This is a genomic window from Pseudomonas sp. DC1.2 (assembly GCF_034351645.1).
In the GTDB taxonomy this organism is placed as follows: Bacteria; Pseudomonadota; Gammaproteobacteria; order Pseudomonadales; family Pseudomonadaceae; genus Aquipseudomonas.
In genome coordinates this window covers 3073747-3090575 of the sequence record NZ_CP133782.1, presented here as the reverse complement: position 1 = coordinate 3090575, position 16829 = coordinate 3073747, and the positions used below count along the sequence as shown (strand labels likewise).

Genomic DNA, 16829 nt, shown 5'->3' with positions numbered 1-16829 from the left:
CCATCCAATGTGGGGTCTTCGGTGTGTCGCAGATGAGGGGGTTGCCATGAGCGCGTTACCGTATGCCTGGGCCAAGGCGCAACGCATCCTGCTGCGCGATGGCGAGGAAGGCGCGGTGCTCACGGTGTGCCCTTCAACCCCCGGCTGGTCGATCAGCGAAGTCCGTCGCCAGTTTGGCCCCGCGCGGTTAGAACGTGTGCGCGATGAAGAACTCGACGGCCTGCTCGCCAGTGCCTATGCCGACACCGGCAGCGCGGCGGCGGTGGTCGGGGCGGCGGAGAACGAAGTTGATCTGGATCGCCTGATGCAGGACATCCCGGAAATCACCGACCTGCTGGACACTCAAGACGGCGCGCCGGTGATCCGCATGATCAACGCCTTGCTCACTCAGGCGGCCCGGGACGAGGCCAGCGACATTCACATTGAGCCTTACGAAAGCCATTCGGTGGTGCGTTATCGAGTCGATGGCACCCTACGTGATGTGGTGTCGCCGCGCAAAGCATTACACGGCGCGCTGGTGTCGCGGATCAAGATCATGGCGCAACTCGACATTGCCGAAAAACGCCTGCCTCAGGACGGTCGTATCGCGTTGCGCGTGGCGGGGCGGCCGATCGATATTCGCGTCTCTACCGTGCCCACCGGCCATGGCGAACGGGTGGTGATGCGCTTGCTCGATAAACAGGCCGGACGCCTGCAACTGGAAACCCTCGGCATGGACCCGCACGTGTTGGCCAAACTCGACAGCTTGATCCGTCAGCCGCATGGCATTGTGCTGGTCACCGGCCCCACCGGTAGCGGCAAGACCACCAGCCTCTACGCCGCGTTGGCGCGGCTGGACGCCAGCACCAGCAACATTCTTACCGTCGAAGACCCGGTCGAATACGACTTGCCGGGCATCAGCCAGATTCAGGTCAACGCCAAGATCGACATGACCTTTGCCTTGGCGCTGCGGGCGATCCTGCGCCAAGACCCGGACATCATCATGATCGGCGAGATCCGAGACCTCGAAACCGCACAAATCGCCGTACAGGCGTCGCTCACCGGGCACCTGGTGCTGGCGACCCTGCACACCAACGACGCGGTATCGGCGGTCAACCGCCTGATCGATATGGGCGTCGAACCGTTTCTATTGGCGTCGTCGATGCTGGGGGTGCTCGCGCAACGGCTGGTGCGTCGGCTGTGCCAACACTGCAAAGAAGAAGATCCGGCGCTGCCCGGCACCTGGCGCCCGGTCGGTTGTGCCGTGTGTAACCACACCGGTTACAGCGGTCGCACCGGGATTCATGAATTGTTCTGCATCGACGACAACATCCGCACGCTGATTCACCAAGGTGCGGGTGAACAGGCACTCCGGGTCGCCGCCCGCGAGGCCGGCATGTTCAGCCTGCGCGAAGACGGCGAGCGCTGGGTACGCAGCGGCACCACCGCGCCCGAAGAAATCCACCGTGTGACACGGGACGCCTGATGAATCGCTACCGTTTTGAAGCCGCCGACGCCACCGGCAAGATCGAAGCCGGTCATCTTGAGGCCGACAGCCAGAGCGCGGCGTTCGGCGTCTTGCGCAGCCGTGGCTTGACCGCGCTGTTGGTGCAGATCGAGAGCAACACGCCGGCCGGCGGCAGTGGCGGTTTGTTCAGCGCCAAACTGTCGGACAACGACCTGGCTTGGGCCACCCGGCAACTGGCGAGCCTGCTCGGCGCCAGCCTGCCGTTGGAGGCAGCATTGAGCGCGACGGTGGAGCAAGCCGAGAAAAAGCACATCGCCCAGACGTTGAGTGCGGTGCGCGCCGATGTGCGCAGCGGCATGCGCCTGGCCGAAGCGTTGGCCAAACGACCGCGGGACTTTCCGGACATCTACCGGGCGCTGATTGCCGCAGGGGAGGAGTCCGGTGACCTCGCCCAAGTGATGGAACGGTTGGCCGATTACATCGAAGAGCGCAACAACTTGCGCGGCAAGATTCTCACCGCATTTATCTACCCTGGGGTGGTGGGGCTGGTGTCGATCGCCATCGTGATTTTCCTGCTCAGCTACGTGGTGCCGCAGGTGGTCAGTGCGTTTTCACAGGCACGTCAGGACCTGCCGGGGTTGACCGTGGCGATGCTCAACGCGAGTGATTTTATTCGCGGCTGGGGCTGGTTGTGTTTTGGCGTAATGGCCGGCAGCTTCTGGGGTTGGCGCCTGTATTTACGCAACCCGGTCGCCCGGTTGAACTGGCACAGTCGAATCCTCAAATTGCCCTTGTTCGGACGTTTTATTTTGGGCTTGAACACCGCCCGTTTCGCCTCCACCCTGGCGATTCTCGGCGGCGCTGGAGTGCCGCTGTTGCGCGCGCTGGAAGCCGCGCGCCAGACTTTGTCCAATGACCGCCTGAGCCTGAGTGTCAGCGATGCCACGGCCAAGGTCCGCGAAGGGGTCAACCTCGCCGCCGCGTTGCGCGTGGAGAAAGTTTTCCCGCCGGTGCTGATCCACCTGATCGCCAGCGGCGAAAAAACCGGCTCGCTGCCGCCGATGCTCGACCGCGCCGCGCAAACACTGTCTCGCGATATCGAACGCCGGGCCATGGGCATGACCGCGTTGCTCGAACCGTTGATGATTGTGGTCATGGGCGGGGTGGTGTTGGTGATCGTGATGGCGGTGTTGTTGCCGATCATCGAGATCAATCAACTGGTGCAGTAACAGCTTCTTCGGATCGTGAAGAGCGCATCAAAAAATAATCCGCACATTTTTCACCTCAACACACCTGCACCCGAGCCATTCTCGGGTTCGTTGTTTTGTCATGTGCAACGGCAAAGCAACCCTTGCAGGTCAGCCTTGCCATCGATGGCAAACCCTTCGTCTCAAGCCCCTGCAAAAGTGTCGGTAAACACCCGTGAATTTCCCGAAAAAGTCACGCTCGGCACCCGAGGTTTTTTCCTTTATCTGTCACCGGAAGCTGCGAACGTTTAACCCATGGCCTCACCCCATACGCCCTTCAGAGCAAGGCAAGGTTTTGAGCGCCATGGCGTCATTAACGAGCACATCACTCCCCGTATGAACACGATGAAAGGAGCTTCTTCATGTTTAAGCGCACTATGATCGCAGCCTCGTTGGCTGTTGCCGCACTGACCTCGGCCCACGCCATGGCCGCTGTTGTCGGTGGCGGTGCAACCCTGCCGGAAAACCTCTACAACGGTACATCGACCCTGCCACGTTTGTTACCGACCGACTTCAGCTACACCGGTGTCGGCAGCGGTGCCGGCAAGACGGCTTTTCTGACTAACGCTGCCGCTTCGATCGGCCAGCCCGCCGGCACGCCAGTGGACTTCGCCGGCAGCGACTCGGCGCTGACCGCCGCTGAACTCACTAACTACACCAACGCCAATGGCGCGACCTTCGGCAAATTGATCCAGGTGCCCTCGGTGGGCACCGCGGTGACCATTGCGTACAAGCGCGCCGGCGTGACCACGCTGCAATTGAGCGCGGCCCAGTTGTGTGGCGTGTTCTCCGGCGACATCACTACCTGGGGGACGTTGCTGGGCACGGCTGACAACACCCCGATCAAAGTGATCTACCGTTCCGGCAGCAGCGGCACGACGGAACTGCTGGCTCGCTTCCTCAATGATTCTTGCCCTACCAAGTTTGGTGTCAGCGGTACATTCACCACCGCCAACATCGGTGTTGAACCGGCGACCTGGCAGGCTGTTGCAACCAGCGCTGACATGGTGACTGCGGTTAACGCCACCGATGGCACCATCGGTTATGTCAGCCCTGACTACGTCAACGTCAACAGTAACGCGGTGGTCGCGCGCGTCAGCAAAGCCGCCGTCGCTGCGGGCACTGCGCCGCTGCCGACTTTGGCCAACGCGCGTACCGCCCTGGGAACGGCTACCGCTCCGGCCACCGCTGCCGACCGTGCCAACCCGCTGAAATGGGTCCCGACCTTCGGCAGCAACGCGGCCGGTGGTGACAAACCTGTGCCAACGGCTGGCTACCCAATCGTGGGCTACACCAACTTCCTCGTGGGTCAGTGCTACACGACGGCTGCCGATGCCGCTTCGATTCGTAGCTTCTTCAACGACCTCTACACCGGCGCCAAGGCCGTGACGATTGCTCAGCACTCGTTCGTCAGCCTGCCTACTGCGTTCGCGGCTGAAATCAAGAAAACCTTCCTCGACAACGGCTACAGCGACGGCCTGGACATCGCTAACGTCAGCGTTTGCAACGGTCTGGGTCGTCCGTAAGGCAAGCGTCTGAAGTCACGTCGCGCGGTCTGGCGACAGCGATAACGATCGGCAGCGGCCTGTAGGGCGCTGTCGATTTTTTGCGTGGGCAGCGTGGCCTTACCCCACCTATATGAACTTTGCGTGACAAGTGTTCGGTCCTGACCCACGCCAACTGCCTAACCCCATATCAGCAGCGCCTGTCGTTGCAGCAGCCCGTTCCGAGAATGACAAAAGGAAGAGTAGTGATGCCTCGCGGTACAACCACGCCTGATCTGAATGTCCCTGCACGCCTGGCGGAGCATCCGCTGCTGCGTTTGAAACCGTTGGCCCAGGCCATGGCGTTGCTGATGATTGCCGGCAGTGCCGACGCGGCGACAGCGTTCAGTTCCGATTGGTTTGCCGCCAAGGGCGCGGCCCAGGCCAGTGGTGCTGCGCGGCCCGGTGGTGGGTTGCCCGGCGCGCCACCACCGTTGGCGCAGCAACAGCGGGTCACTCAGCAGTTGCAACAGTCAATCGACAACCTGAATAACACCGTGTCGGCGATTGCTGCGCAACAAGCGGCACAAGCCGCTGGCCGCCAGTTTGCGCTGGGGCAGCCGCAAAGCGTGCCTAATGGCCTGGGTGAGGGCGGTCTGAAGGTGGACGGCAATGCGCTGACCCAAGGCTGGGTTAACGCCAGTGCGCCACAACAAACGCAGGCGGACGGCAAGACCCACGTGCGCATCGAGCAAACCGCCGACAAGGCGATTCTGAACTGGGAGACTTTCAACGTCGGCCGTGACACGACCGTGGAGTTCGCTCAGCAATCGAGTTGGGCAGTGCTCAACCGAGTCAATGACCCGAATGCCCGTGCCAGCGTGATTGCCGGGCAGATCAACGCCCCTGGCACCGTGATGCTGGTCAACCGCAACGGCATCCTCTTCACCGGTAGCAGCCAGGTCAACGTGCGCAACCTGGTCGCCGCTGCGGCGACCATCAGCGATGACCAGTTTGCGAAGAACGGTTTGTACGTCGATCTCAACGGGACGCAACCGACCTTTAGCGATGCGTTCGGCAAGGTCGAGGTGCAACGCGGTGCGCTGCTGCAAACGCAGGCTGCTGGCTCATCGACCCAAGCCGGTGGTTACACCTTGCTGTTAGGCAGCGAAGTGCGCAATGACGGGAGCCTTGTCACGCCCAAGGGCCAGACCATTCTGGCCGCCGGCGACAGCTTTTACATCCGCCGTGGTGCCGGCACCGAGGGCAACCAACAGTCAACGACGCGGGGCAGCGAAGTGGCGACCGGTCTCAAGGTTGGCAGCACGGCCGGTACGGCGATCAACAGCGGGATTGTTCAGGCGGCGACAGGCGATATCACCTTGACCGGGCATCAGGTCCAGCAAAACGGTGTGCTGCTGGCCAGCACCTCAGTGGACACGCGCGGCAGTATTCATTTGCTCAATGCCGCGAGCGACGTCTCGGGCAGCGTGACCCTGGGCCAGGGCAGTGTCAGTACGATTTTGCTGGCGCAGGGCGCCTCGGCGCTGGACAGCCAACGTCAGGCAGCGATCAACAACCTCAACGGTGTGCTGCCCAACAACGCTACCGGTCGTTTCGACAACCTGAGCAAAGTGGCCGACCGCACGGATCAGTCACGGGTCGAAATCGTCAGCGGCGGCACGGTGGATTTTCAGAGTGGTTCGATCGTGTTGGCGACGGGCGGCCAGGTCGCGGTCAGCGCCGGCCAGCGTAGCTTGGTGCGTGACGGCGCGATCATTGACGTGTCCGGTGCCGTTGGCGTGAAAGTGGCGATGGAATCCAACAGCATCAAGGTCAACATTCAGGGCAACGAGCAACGTGATGCTTCGAGCAACCGTGAGAAGGGCAGCCTCAACAGCACCGATGTGTGGGTTGATGTGCGCGACCTGGTGCATGTCGCCGCCGGAGTCAACGGTTACGCTACCGACCGTTGGTACACCGCGGGCGGCTTGCTGGAGGTCGGCGGTTACCTCGGCACTCGAAACCATACGGTCGGCGAGTGGATGGCGCAGGGCGGGAACGTAACGTTTACCGGCAATGATGTGGTGACCCGGCAGGGCTCACAGATCAACTTGTCGGGTGGCACCCTTGATGTACAAAGCGGTTTGGTCCAGCAGAGTTGGCTCCGAGGCGCGGACGGTCGGCTGTATGAAGTGTCCCGAGCGCCCGGCGATTTGCTCTACACCGGCGTTTATAAAGGCTACGAAAACCATAGCGAGCGCTGGGGCCAGACGGACTACTTCTATAACGCGTTGATTGCGCCGCGCAGCCGTTTTGAAAACGGCTACAGCGTCGGCCGTGATGCCGGGCAACTGGTGGTGGCGACCCGCAATGCGGTGATCGAAGGCGAGTTACTGGGCAAGACGTTCCAGGGCGACCGCCAAACCCAGGCGCCGCAAGCCGGGCTCGACGGTTATCAGCAAACCCAAAACAGCGTCGCCCGTGGCGCACAGTTGGTCGTTGGCAGTTTCGTGCCGCGTTACCTGCAAAGCGCAGGCACGTTGAATCAACAATTAGCGGCAGTGCTGGATCAGGTCAGCCTCAGCGACGGGCACGCCTCGATCGGTGACGTCATCGGTCTTGACGACGCCGTGGCCACCGACCGCCAGGGCCGTCTGACCCTGGACAGCACGCGCCTCAATAGCTTCGAGCTGGGCGCGGTCAAAGTGGCCGCCAAGGAGCGGGTTGTGGTCGCGGGTGCCTTGCAGGTAGCCGCTGGTGGCGACATCACGCTGTACGGTCCGCGCATCGACGTGAACGCAGATTTGACCGCCCGCAGCGGTAGCGTGCAGTTGGGTAACGTGCTCAATCAACTGAACAACGACAAGATTGAAGACACCCTGCTGGCTGCTCCGTCGGGCAATCCGGGCTCGGTGCGGGTGGCCAGTGGGGTCAACCTCAATGCCAGCGGGCTGTGGCGTAATCAAGCATTCAGCGAGGTGGCCAGTGACGGTGTGGCGTATCGCGCTGGGGGCACGGTGTCGATTCGCAGCAATGGTGATGTGGTCCTGGAGCAAGGCAGTCGTATTGATGTGTCGTCAGGCGCCACATTACTCAGCAACAACACGCTGCAGGGCGGTCGCGGTGGTGACATCACCCTGGCCGCTAACGCTAGCAGCAGTGCGTCCACCGGGCGTTTGTTGATCGGGGCCGACCTGCTCGGTTACGGCGTCGAGGGCGCCGGAATCCTCGACCTTCAGGCCGCTAAGGTGCAGATCGGACAGGCGCAAGGTGCGGTGGACGACGGCACGCTGGTGTTGGCCGGCGATTTTTTTAACAAGGGCTTCGGTCAATACCGCATCGCCGGTAACCAGGGTTTGACGGTGCTGGCGGACACGCAGGTGGACGTGACGCGCCCGGTGTATCGCCTGCTTCCGGAGGTGCAAGGCAACCGCAGTTTAAATACCTCGCAGTGGCTGGAAGTCTGGACCCCTGGGCTCTATCAGGAAGACCCGATCAAGGGCGTGCTAAGCCAGCGCGGCGGCGCGGACCTGAGCCTGAGCGCCGGTACGTTGCTGTCGCCATTGGCTGACCGGCCGAATGTCAGTTTGATGGTTGAACAGGGCGCGGTGTTGAGCGTCGATCCGGGGCGTGCATTGAACCTCGCCAGCATCGGCCAGTTGACCGTGAACGGACAGCTCAATGCCTGGGGCGGCGCGGTGACACTGGGCCAGATCAATCCCGCCGTTATCGCCAACGGTCTCGATGAGGCGGCTCATCAGCGCTCCATCCGCGTGGGCAGCAGCGGGTTGATTGATGTCAGTGCGCGGGCGGTGACCGCCATTGATGCCCAAGGTCGGCGTTATGGTCGAGTGGACGCGGGGGGCAGCATCGTCATCGGCGCCGACATCGACGCCGATCAGGGCGCTGCCCAGGCACCAGACCTGTTCGTGGTGCTGGAGCAGGGTTCGCGGCTGCTGGCTAACGGCGCCCAGGCGCAACTGGATATCCGCGACCAGGGGGCTCGCACCCTGGCCAGTGCGGGCGGCAAGATTGCTTTGGGCTCCAACAATGGCTTAGTCATCGACGGTCAGCTCAGTGCCGCCTCAGGCGGCGCGGGGGCGGCGGGCGGCAGTCTGTCGGTGGCACTCGAAACGGGGCTGTACCTCAAACGCAGCATCGACAACGGGGTGCGCGTCCCGCGTGAATTAATCCTCTCGCAAACTCCCGGCGCGGCGGTCGATCCGTCAGCGCCGTTGGCCTATGGTCAGGGACGACTGGACGTGGCGCGCATCGTCAATGGCGGTTTCGACAACCTGTCGCTGTTGAGCAACGGCATTCTGTCGTTCGACGGCGACGTCAACCTGAGCATGAAACAGAGCCTGAACCTCTACGCCGGTTCGCTGGCACTGGCGTCAAACGCCGCGAGTGACAGCCGTGTGTCTTTGCAGGCGCCGTACCTGCGCCTGGCAGGCGCGACGGCCATTGGTACGGATGCGGCACTGCGCCCGACCGTACAAGGCGGTTTGTCCACCGATGTCAGCCGCGCGCAACTGCTGCTGAGCGCCGAGCTGATGGATGTGCGCGATAACGTCACCTTTGGCGCCCATGGCACCCTGGAACAAAACCAGGGGCCGGGTGTGGTGGTGGATCGTCGCGGCTTTGCGCAAGCCACCTTGCGCACCGCCGGTGATCTGCGTTTCCTCGGTGCTTCAGCGCTCAACGCCGCAGGTGTCACGCAATTGCAGAGCAACGCTGACCTCAGTCTGTTGGCGGCGCAGTTGTACCCGGTCACCGGGGCCAAGGCGAGCATTCAGACGACGACTCAGTCGAGCCTGATCCTCGGGCGCACCACCGACACCTTGCCGGCTGCGCCGTATTCGGCGTTCGGTCAGTTGAGTCTGGAGGGCGGCACCGTCCAGCAGGGCGGCGTGGTCCGGGCTCCGTTGGGCATGCTGACCTTCGGCGTGACCCCCAACGTGTTGAACACGCTGTCGTTCCTGCCGGGCAGCCTGACTTCGGTCAGCGGCGACGGCGTATTGATGCCCTATGGCGGCACCATCGACGGGCTGAACTATCAGTACAACGGCAAGACCGTGGAGCTGACGGGCGTGGGCGGCAGTGCGGCCAACAGCCTGCTGACGGTGGGCATTTCACTGAAAAGTCCGCGCATTGAGATACAACCGGACGCGGTATTGGATCTGTCTGGCGGTGGTCAATTGACCGGCGCCGGGTTTATCGCCGGACGCGGCGGCTCAACGGACGCGCGCTACAATCCGTTGCTGCAAAACGGTGTGGATGGCCGCTTTACCTTGCCGGGGCTGTCGAGTAATCCGGTGTACGCCATTGTGCCGGGCAATGCGTCGGCTTACGCACCGCTGGCGGGTGAGCGTGGGGTACGCGACCCGGTGATCGGCCAGCGCATCACCCTCGATGCTGCCGTGCCGGGCTTGCCGGCCGGCACCTACACCCTGATGCCGGCCAGTTATGCGTTGTTGCCCGGCGCATTCCGGGTTGAACTCAATGGCCTGGCCAGTGCCGGTACTCTGAGCAAAAGTCTGGCCATGCGTAATGGGTCGTGGGCGACCTCGGGCCGGTTATCGATCGCCAACAGCGCGATTCGTGATCCGCTGTCCAGCCAGGTGATTGTGACGTCGGGCGATGTACTGCGCCGTTACTCGCAATACAACGAAACCGGTTATGCCGCGTTTGCCAAAGCGGACGCCGCCCTCAAAGGCGTGCCCCGGCCGATGATTGAGGCGGACGGTAAGACCTTGCTGTTGAATTTCACCGGCACCGGCGATCCGGCACAGACCTTCAGTTTCAACGGCCGCGCCTCGTTTGCGCCTGCCAGTGACGGGCTGGGAGGCAGTGTTGGCGTCATCGGCGGCAGTGCGCTTGAAGTGTTGAGTGCCGGGCAGGCCGCGACGCCGGGTCTTGCTGGGCCATCGATCTACGACAGCGAACTGAATGCGCTCAAGGCGCCGCGGCTGGCCATCGGTGCGCTGCCGGGTGTGTTCTATGGCCAGGGCGGCAATCTGGTGACGTTCAATGCTCAGTTGCGCGATGTTTACCTGCGTCAAGGAGCAACGCTCAGGGCCGGGGAAGTGTTTTTAGTGGCGAACGGACTCACTAGCGATGGCATCGTCATTGAGCAGGGCGCGAGTATCAACACCTTGGGGCAGGGCAAGGCGCCCTACGATTCACGCAGTGGTTTTGTTTATGCGCCCGGCGAGAATGGCGTGTTGGCCGTGTCCAATGGCTGGCTCGACGTGCTGCCTCCGACTGCCGCGGCAGTGACGTTTCTGGGACCTAGCGCAGTGCGCGTCGGTCTCTGCCCAGGGCTGGCCTGTTCCGGCACGACGCAACTGTATTCGGAAGGCTCGATCACGGTGGCCACTGATAACACTTTCAGCCTGGATGACTCGGTACGTTTCGGCACACGCAACCTGATACTGGCCGTTGGCGGGGTCAACATCGGCTCGGCTCAGGCTCTGGCTGCCGCACAACAGCGCAATGCCTTGCCCCAAGGCCTGACGCTGAATCAGCAAGTGCTCGACCGACTGTTGCGCGGCGACGCGGCCCAAGGCGCACCGGCCCTGGAAAACCTGGTGCTCAACGCCAGGGATTCAGTGAACTTCTACGACAGCGTAGAACTCAGCACCCTCGACCAGAACGGCCAGTCTCGTTTGCAGCGCTTGGTGCTCGGCACGCCAGCCATTTACGGCTACGGCGCTGCCAGTGATCAGGCGACGATTCGCACTGGCACGCTGGTCTGGAATGGCACCAGCACACCGGCAGCGCCGCCGGTGGCTAACGGTGCAGGCACTGGCAACGGATTGTTGGACATTCAAGTGGGCACGCTGGAATTTGGTTACGGGCCGAACAGCCAAGCCAACAACAGCGACAGCCAGCGCCTGGCCCTGGGTTTCAATCAGGTTAACCTCACGGCGACCCAACGCATCACCGCCAACCATAACGGCGGCTTGAAGGTTTATGCGGCTCAGGGCGATTACGTCGCGGGCAGCGGTTTTAGCTACAGCGGTGGCGACTTGCGAGTGAGCACGCCGCTGTGGACTGGTGAGGCCGGCTCGGTCAACCGGATCAAGGCCGGGGGCGCGGTCACCGTGTCCGGCATAGCCGGCCTGAGCGCGGGAACCGCCGACGCCTCCGCCCTCGGCGCCGAACTCGCCCTCGAAGGCCGCAGCGTATGGCTCGACAGCACGGTGCGCCTGCCCAGCGGCAAGTTGACCTTGAGCAGTGCGGGCGACCTGACCCTGGGCGATGCCGCGCAGATTGACCTGGCTGGTCGCGAGCTGCTGCTCAACGATGTACGCAAGTACAGCTGGGGCGGTGACCTGATCCTCAAGAGCGAAACCGGCAGTATTCGCCAGGCCGCCGGCTCAGTGATTGACCTCAGTGCGCGTAATAACCGCGCCGGTCTGTTGAGCGCCTATGCATTAAACGACGCTGCCGGCCTGGTGGACTTGCAAGGGCATATTCTCGGCAATGCCAGCGGTGACTACAACGCGGGCGGTACGGCTGTGCCTTACGCCGCGGGCGGTGTGGATATTCGGGCGCAAAGTGTCGGCGATTTTGCCGCGCTCAACCAACGTCTCAACCGTGATCAGGTCGTCGGCTCGCGCAGCTTCCAGCTCAAGCGTGGCGACCTGGTGATCGGTAACGAACTCAAAGCCAACGAGGTCAACGTGTCGGTGGACAACGGCAGTCTGACCGTGCTCGGCACCGTCGATGCCAGCGGTCGGCAGGTCGGCAGTATTCGCCTCGCGGGCAAAACCGGGCTGATGCTGGCAAACACGGCCGTGCTGGATGCACACAGCACACAACTGCGGGTCGACAGTTACGGCAAAATTATCGATTCGCCGAACCGCGCGACGGTCGAATTGACGGCTCAGGACGGGACGTTGGTGTTGGCGGGCGGCTCAAGGATAGATGTGCGCCATGGCACAGATGCGCCGCTGGGCAATGGCGCCGGACAGCGTGATGGACGGATGCTCGGCACGGTCGAACTCAACGCCCCACGCCTGGGTGCCGCGAGCAGCGGTGACATCGATATCGACGCCAGTGGCCCGTTGATCGTTCAGGGCGCACGTTCAATCACCCTCAATGCGGTCCAGCGCTACACCGATGCGCCGACGGCGAGCGGCAACGGTGCCAATGGTCGCCCGTATCAAGTGATCGATCAGGCGTACCTCGATGGCAAACATGTCGAGAGCACGATGTTTATCGACGCGGCATTGGCCAACACCGCCTTGCTCAACGGCAAACTCGCCGGGCTCAACAACGCGACCTACGCCGACGCTTTCCACGTGCGCCCTGGGGTGCAGATTGCGAGTGCGACGGCCGATGGCGACCTGGTGATTTCTGGTGACGTTGACCTGTCGGGTTACCGCTACGCGAGCCTCAACCCTCACAGTCAGAAAACCGCGGTGTACGGATCCGGTGAGCCGGGCAGCCTGGTGATTCGAGCCGGGGGCAACCTGGACGTGTACGGCAGCGTTACCGATGGATTCATGCCGCCAGACTCGGCCGATGCGCCAGGGCGTACTGACGGTAATGGTTGGTTGCTGATTCCCGGCAAGCAGCCTTTCGGGGGAGATCTTGTCGTGCCGCGCGGTGATATTGCGCTGGCCGACGGCACCCAGTACCCGGCAGGCAGCGTGCTCAACTATGACCTGCCCTTCAAGGCCATGACCCTCAAGGCCGGTACGCAGTTACCCAACGTTTTGGTCCTCGATACTCCGCTGAATTTGGCGGCGGGGACGCTGCTCAGCGCGACGGTGCGCGATGGCAACGGCAACGTGTTGTATGCCGCCGGCACCTTGCTGACGAGCGCCGTAAGCTTGCCGTCTGGTGTACGGCTGGACGCCGGCAGCCGATTCAGTGTCGATGTCGCCGTGCAAGCCGGTGTCTGGCCCAAAGGCGTGGCACTGCCCGAATCCGGGCTGGTGCAGTCGGGCATCAATACCTTGCCCATCGGCGGCCTGATTCCGGCAGAAACCGACGTCAAACTGGCCGATGGTGTTGACGTGATCGAGCTGCGCCCCAGCGTTAACGGGCAGCAAGGAAAAAACTGGGCGCTGGCGACGATGCTGCCACAGGGCTCGCAATCGTGGTCGATGCGGCTGGTGGCGGGCGCCGATACCCATGCGGCTGATTCGCGCACTACGCAAGTGGCGACAGACAGCGGCAGCCTGCGCCTGGCGGACCCGCACTACCTCTCCAAACGTGATGCGGGGGGGACGATGCTGGTCTGGACGGCAGACAACATTTTCGGCTATCCGGAGGGCGAAGTCGTCCCGCCGGATTTGCTGGCCCAAGGGCTCTGTGATTTCCCCGGGAGCTGCGAGGAGAAGGTCATCCCCGGCAAAGTGGTCCCGCAAACCCAGCTGTACAGTGTGCTGCGCACCGGCACCGGCGATCTCGATGTGCTGAGTGCCGGCGACTTCAACCTGCAATCGCTGTTCGGTGTCTACACGGCGGGCACTCAATCGGCATCGCTGGCCACCGGCAGCACCGACCCTTGGCAACAACCCCGAGGTCGCCAGGCCGATGGCAGTGTGCTGGGCGTCAATGCCAGCGCCTACGAGCCGCTGACTCAGGGCTCTGCGTATCAGGCGTGGTATCCGGAACAGGGCGGTAATCTGCGACTGAACGCCGGCGGCCAGTTGCAGGGCGATACCCTCGGGCGCAAACAGGACCCTCTTGGGTTGCCTCAACAGCACGCTTCGGCGGCTGTCGGCAATTGGTTGTGGCGTCAGGGCATGGGCAACGGTTCGGCTATTCCAACGGCCTGGTGGATCAACTTCGGGACCTTCGTGGCTCAAGACAACAGTGCGCCGGCACTGGTGGGTTTCACCGGGATCGGAACGTTGGGTGGCGGCAACCTGGACGTGAAAGCGGCAGGTGATGCCGGGTTGCTGGCCTACAGCGGTGCCACGGCCAACCAGGTCCAGCGCAGTCAGGGCCTGAACCTGGCGGTGGGCAGCAGCGGTCGAATCGCCAGCGACGGCCGTTTGGTGTTGACCGGCGGCGGTGATCTGCGGGTGAACATCGGCGGCACGCTCAACCCTTCGGCCCAGGCTCGGGAGGCGGCCAATGGCGTGACCTCTGATCTCAATGGCACGCTGGTCAACCTGCGTGGCGCACTGCAACTGCGCGCTGGCGCGGTGGGCGTGCTGGACCTGATCTATGGCAGCGCCGCCGCGTTTAATGACCCGCAAGAATCCCGTTCTTATGACGCTTATGTCTCGACCAAGGCCAGTGCGCGCGGCGGCGTGACCGTCGTGGCGGGTGATAGCGGCGTGCAACTCAATAGCCGCGGCGATTTGGTGCTCGATGGCGTCGGTGATCCAGGGCGTCTGCAGATGCAGAACGCCACGGGGTTTACCGATGCGTCGGGTGTCTACCATGACGGCGGCGGTTACAGCGGATTCTCGTTGTGGACGCCCAACACCGCCATCGACCTGTTCAGCGCCGGCGGTAACCTGACGCCGTTCTTGAAGACGGAAACCAATCAAAGTCTGAATACGCCTGCTGTTGGCGGACGGATGTTCTATCCCTCGATCCTGCGGGCGGTGGCGCCCTATGGCAGCCTTTATTACGGGGTTTCCGCCTCCAGCGCCACGGGCCTGTCATCGACTTTTTCGCTGATGACGGCGCCGTCGGCCAACGCCGAGCTGCAACTGATTGCCGGCAACTCGATCTATGCCGGTGGCTACGCGGTGACGCAATCCGGAGCCGATCCGGCGCGGATCGCCACGCCGTTCAACCCGGTTTTTGGCGGCACCAATGCCTCCGGGGGCGTGATTTATAGCAACTTCAGTGCGGACGTCTACAAGGAGGTGAACAGCTTCCCGTTGTTCACCTTCGGCGCCAACGCTTTCAGCAATCAAGCCTGGCCAGATCGGCAGCCCGTGCGTTTCTACGCCATTAATGGCGACATCATCGGTTTACGTACCGGTGAGATTCTGCGGTTTCCGGACGTGGGTAACCAGGTCCGTTATGAGGGCAGCGGCCCGCTGAAAGTCATGGCCGGACGTGACATCGTCAATGCCGGCCTGCCGTTGGGGACCTCCACCGCCGTCGACACGACGGTCAGCGGCGTTAATGGTCAATCCACCGGCAACCTGATTGTGCATAGCCGTGCCGATGACATCTCCATTGTGTCCGCCGGGCGCGATATTCGCCTGAGTACCTTCAACGTCGCCGGTCCCGGTTTGCTGGAGGTCAGCGCGGGCCGCAACCTGTATGGCGCAGGGCCGGGCGTGGGTCAGGTTTATCAGGAAGGCGGGTTTAACAGTATCGGCAATGTCGATGCCCGTTCTTCGGTCAGTGAGGGCGGTGCGTCTATTTCGCTGATCGTCGGCGCCGGAGCCAAAGGCCCGAACTATCAGGGTTTGCTCAGCCGTTATCTGGGGCCGGGCGCGATCAAGAACTACAGCGCCGAACTGAGTCAGTGGCTGGGCGAGCGTTTCGGCTTCAACGGTGATGAGCGTCAGGCTGCGGATTATTTTGCGGCGTTGCCCGCCGAGCAGCAGCGAGTCTTCGCCCGCAAGGTCTACTTCGCCGAGCTCAAGGCCGGTGGTCGTGAGTACAACACCGTTGGCGCGGCACGCAGTGGCAGTTATGCGCGAGGTCGTGAAGCGATAGCGGCGTTGTTCCCGACCCAGGACGTGGCGGGCAATGCCATCCACTACAACGGCGACGTAACGCTCTACGGTGGCGCGGGCATTCACACCGATTTCGGCGGCGATATCCAGGTGCTGACGCCGGGCGGACGCCAGGTTTTCGGCATCGAAGGTGCGGCGCCTCCGTCCACGGCGGGGGTGATCACCCAGGGTTCCGGGGATATTCAGCTCTACGCCCACGACAGCATTCTGCTGGGCCAGAGCCGGATCATGACCACCTTCGGTGGCTCGATTTTCGGCTGGTCGGCACAAGGCGATATCAACGCCGGTCGTGGCTCGAAAACCACGGTGGTCTACACCCCGCCCAAACGCACCTACGACACCTGGGGCAACGTCACGCTGTCGCCGTCGGTGCCGAGCACGGGGGCGGGTATCGCCACGCTTAACCCGATTCCCGAAGTGGCGCCGGGGGACATCGACCTGATTGCACCGCTGGGCACTATCGATGCTGGGGAGGCGGGCATCCGGGTGTCGGGCAACGTCAACATCGCAGCGCTGACGGTGGTGAACGCGGCCAACATCCAGACCCAGGGTAAATCGTCCGGGGTGCCATTAACGGCATCGGTCAATACCGGGGCGATTACCTCGGCCAGTTCGGCAGCCACCTCGGCCACCCAGGCTGCAGAAGATGTGGCCCGCCAGCAACAGGCGGCGGGGCGGCAGAATCAGGCATCGGTGTTTACCGTGCAGGTGCTGAGCTTCGGCTCTGAGCAACTGGCGCCGTCGCGCGATGGCGCCAATCGTGCGCCTGCGCCCGCGTACAACCCCAACAGTGCGGTGCAAGTGCTGGGGGCCGGGGCGCTGGACGAACAGGCTCGGCAACAGTTGACCGAAGAGGAACGCGGTCAGCTGACCTTGTAGATCTCTCGTTGTAACTCCTCGGGGTGGCCGTTTTGGCTGCCCCTTTTTTTTGTCGGCGGCAGACGCTTGTGCGTTGAGTGGCGGCGTCGCATCCGTT

The 16829-nt window shown here is 62.9% G+C and carries 4 protein-coding genes; all 4 read left to right on the top strand.

What is annotated here, in order from left to right; all coding sequences use genetic code 11:
* Positions 1-46: 46 nt before the first annotated feature.
* Positions 47-1465, top strand: a complete 1419-nt coding sequence (gene gspE / locus RHM68_RS13840) for a type II secretion system ATPase GspE (RefSeq protein WP_322215516.1) — start codon at positions 47-49, stop codon at positions 1463-1465.
* The gene (gene gspF / locus RHM68_RS13835; protein ID WP_322215514.1) at positions 1465-2676 is read left to right on the top strand and encodes a type II secretion system inner membrane protein GspF; all 1212 of its coding nucleotides are present in this window, start codon (positions 1465-1467) and stop codon (positions 2674-2676) included. Before gspE ends, gspF begins: the two co-directional genes overlap by 1 nt.
* A 380-nt stretch (positions 2677-3056) precedes the next feature.
* A complete protein-coding gene (locus RHM68_RS13830) occupies positions 3057-4220 on the top strand; it encodes a substrate-binding domain-containing protein (protein ID WP_322215512.1) in 1164 nt (387 codons plus the stop codon).
* A 227-nt stretch (positions 4221-4447) separates the two neighbouring features.
* Positions 4448-16732, top strand: a complete 12285-nt coding sequence (locus tag RHM68_RS13825; RefSeq protein ID WP_322215510.1) for a filamentous haemagglutinin family protein — start codon at positions 4448-4450, stop codon at positions 16730-16732.
* Positions 16733-16829 lie beyond the last annotated feature (97 nt).

Excerpts from the sequence above, each read along its gene's own strand:
- gspF (WP_322215514.1), top strand. The coding sequence starts at position 1,465 with ATGAATCGCTACCGTTTTGAAGCCGCCGACGCCACCGGCAAGATCGAA.
- gspE (WP_322215516.1), top strand. The coding sequence starts at position 47 with ATGAGCGCGTTACCGTATGCCTGGGCCAAGGCGCAACGCATCCTGCTG.
- RHM68_RS13830 (WP_322215512.1), top strand. The coding sequence starts at position 3,057 with ATGTTTAAGCGCACTATGATCGCAGCCTCGTTGGCTGTTGCCGCACTG.
- RHM68_RS13825 (WP_322215510.1), top strand. The coding sequence starts at position 4,448 with ATGCCTCGCGGTACAACCACGCCTGATCTGAATGTCCCTGCACGCCTG.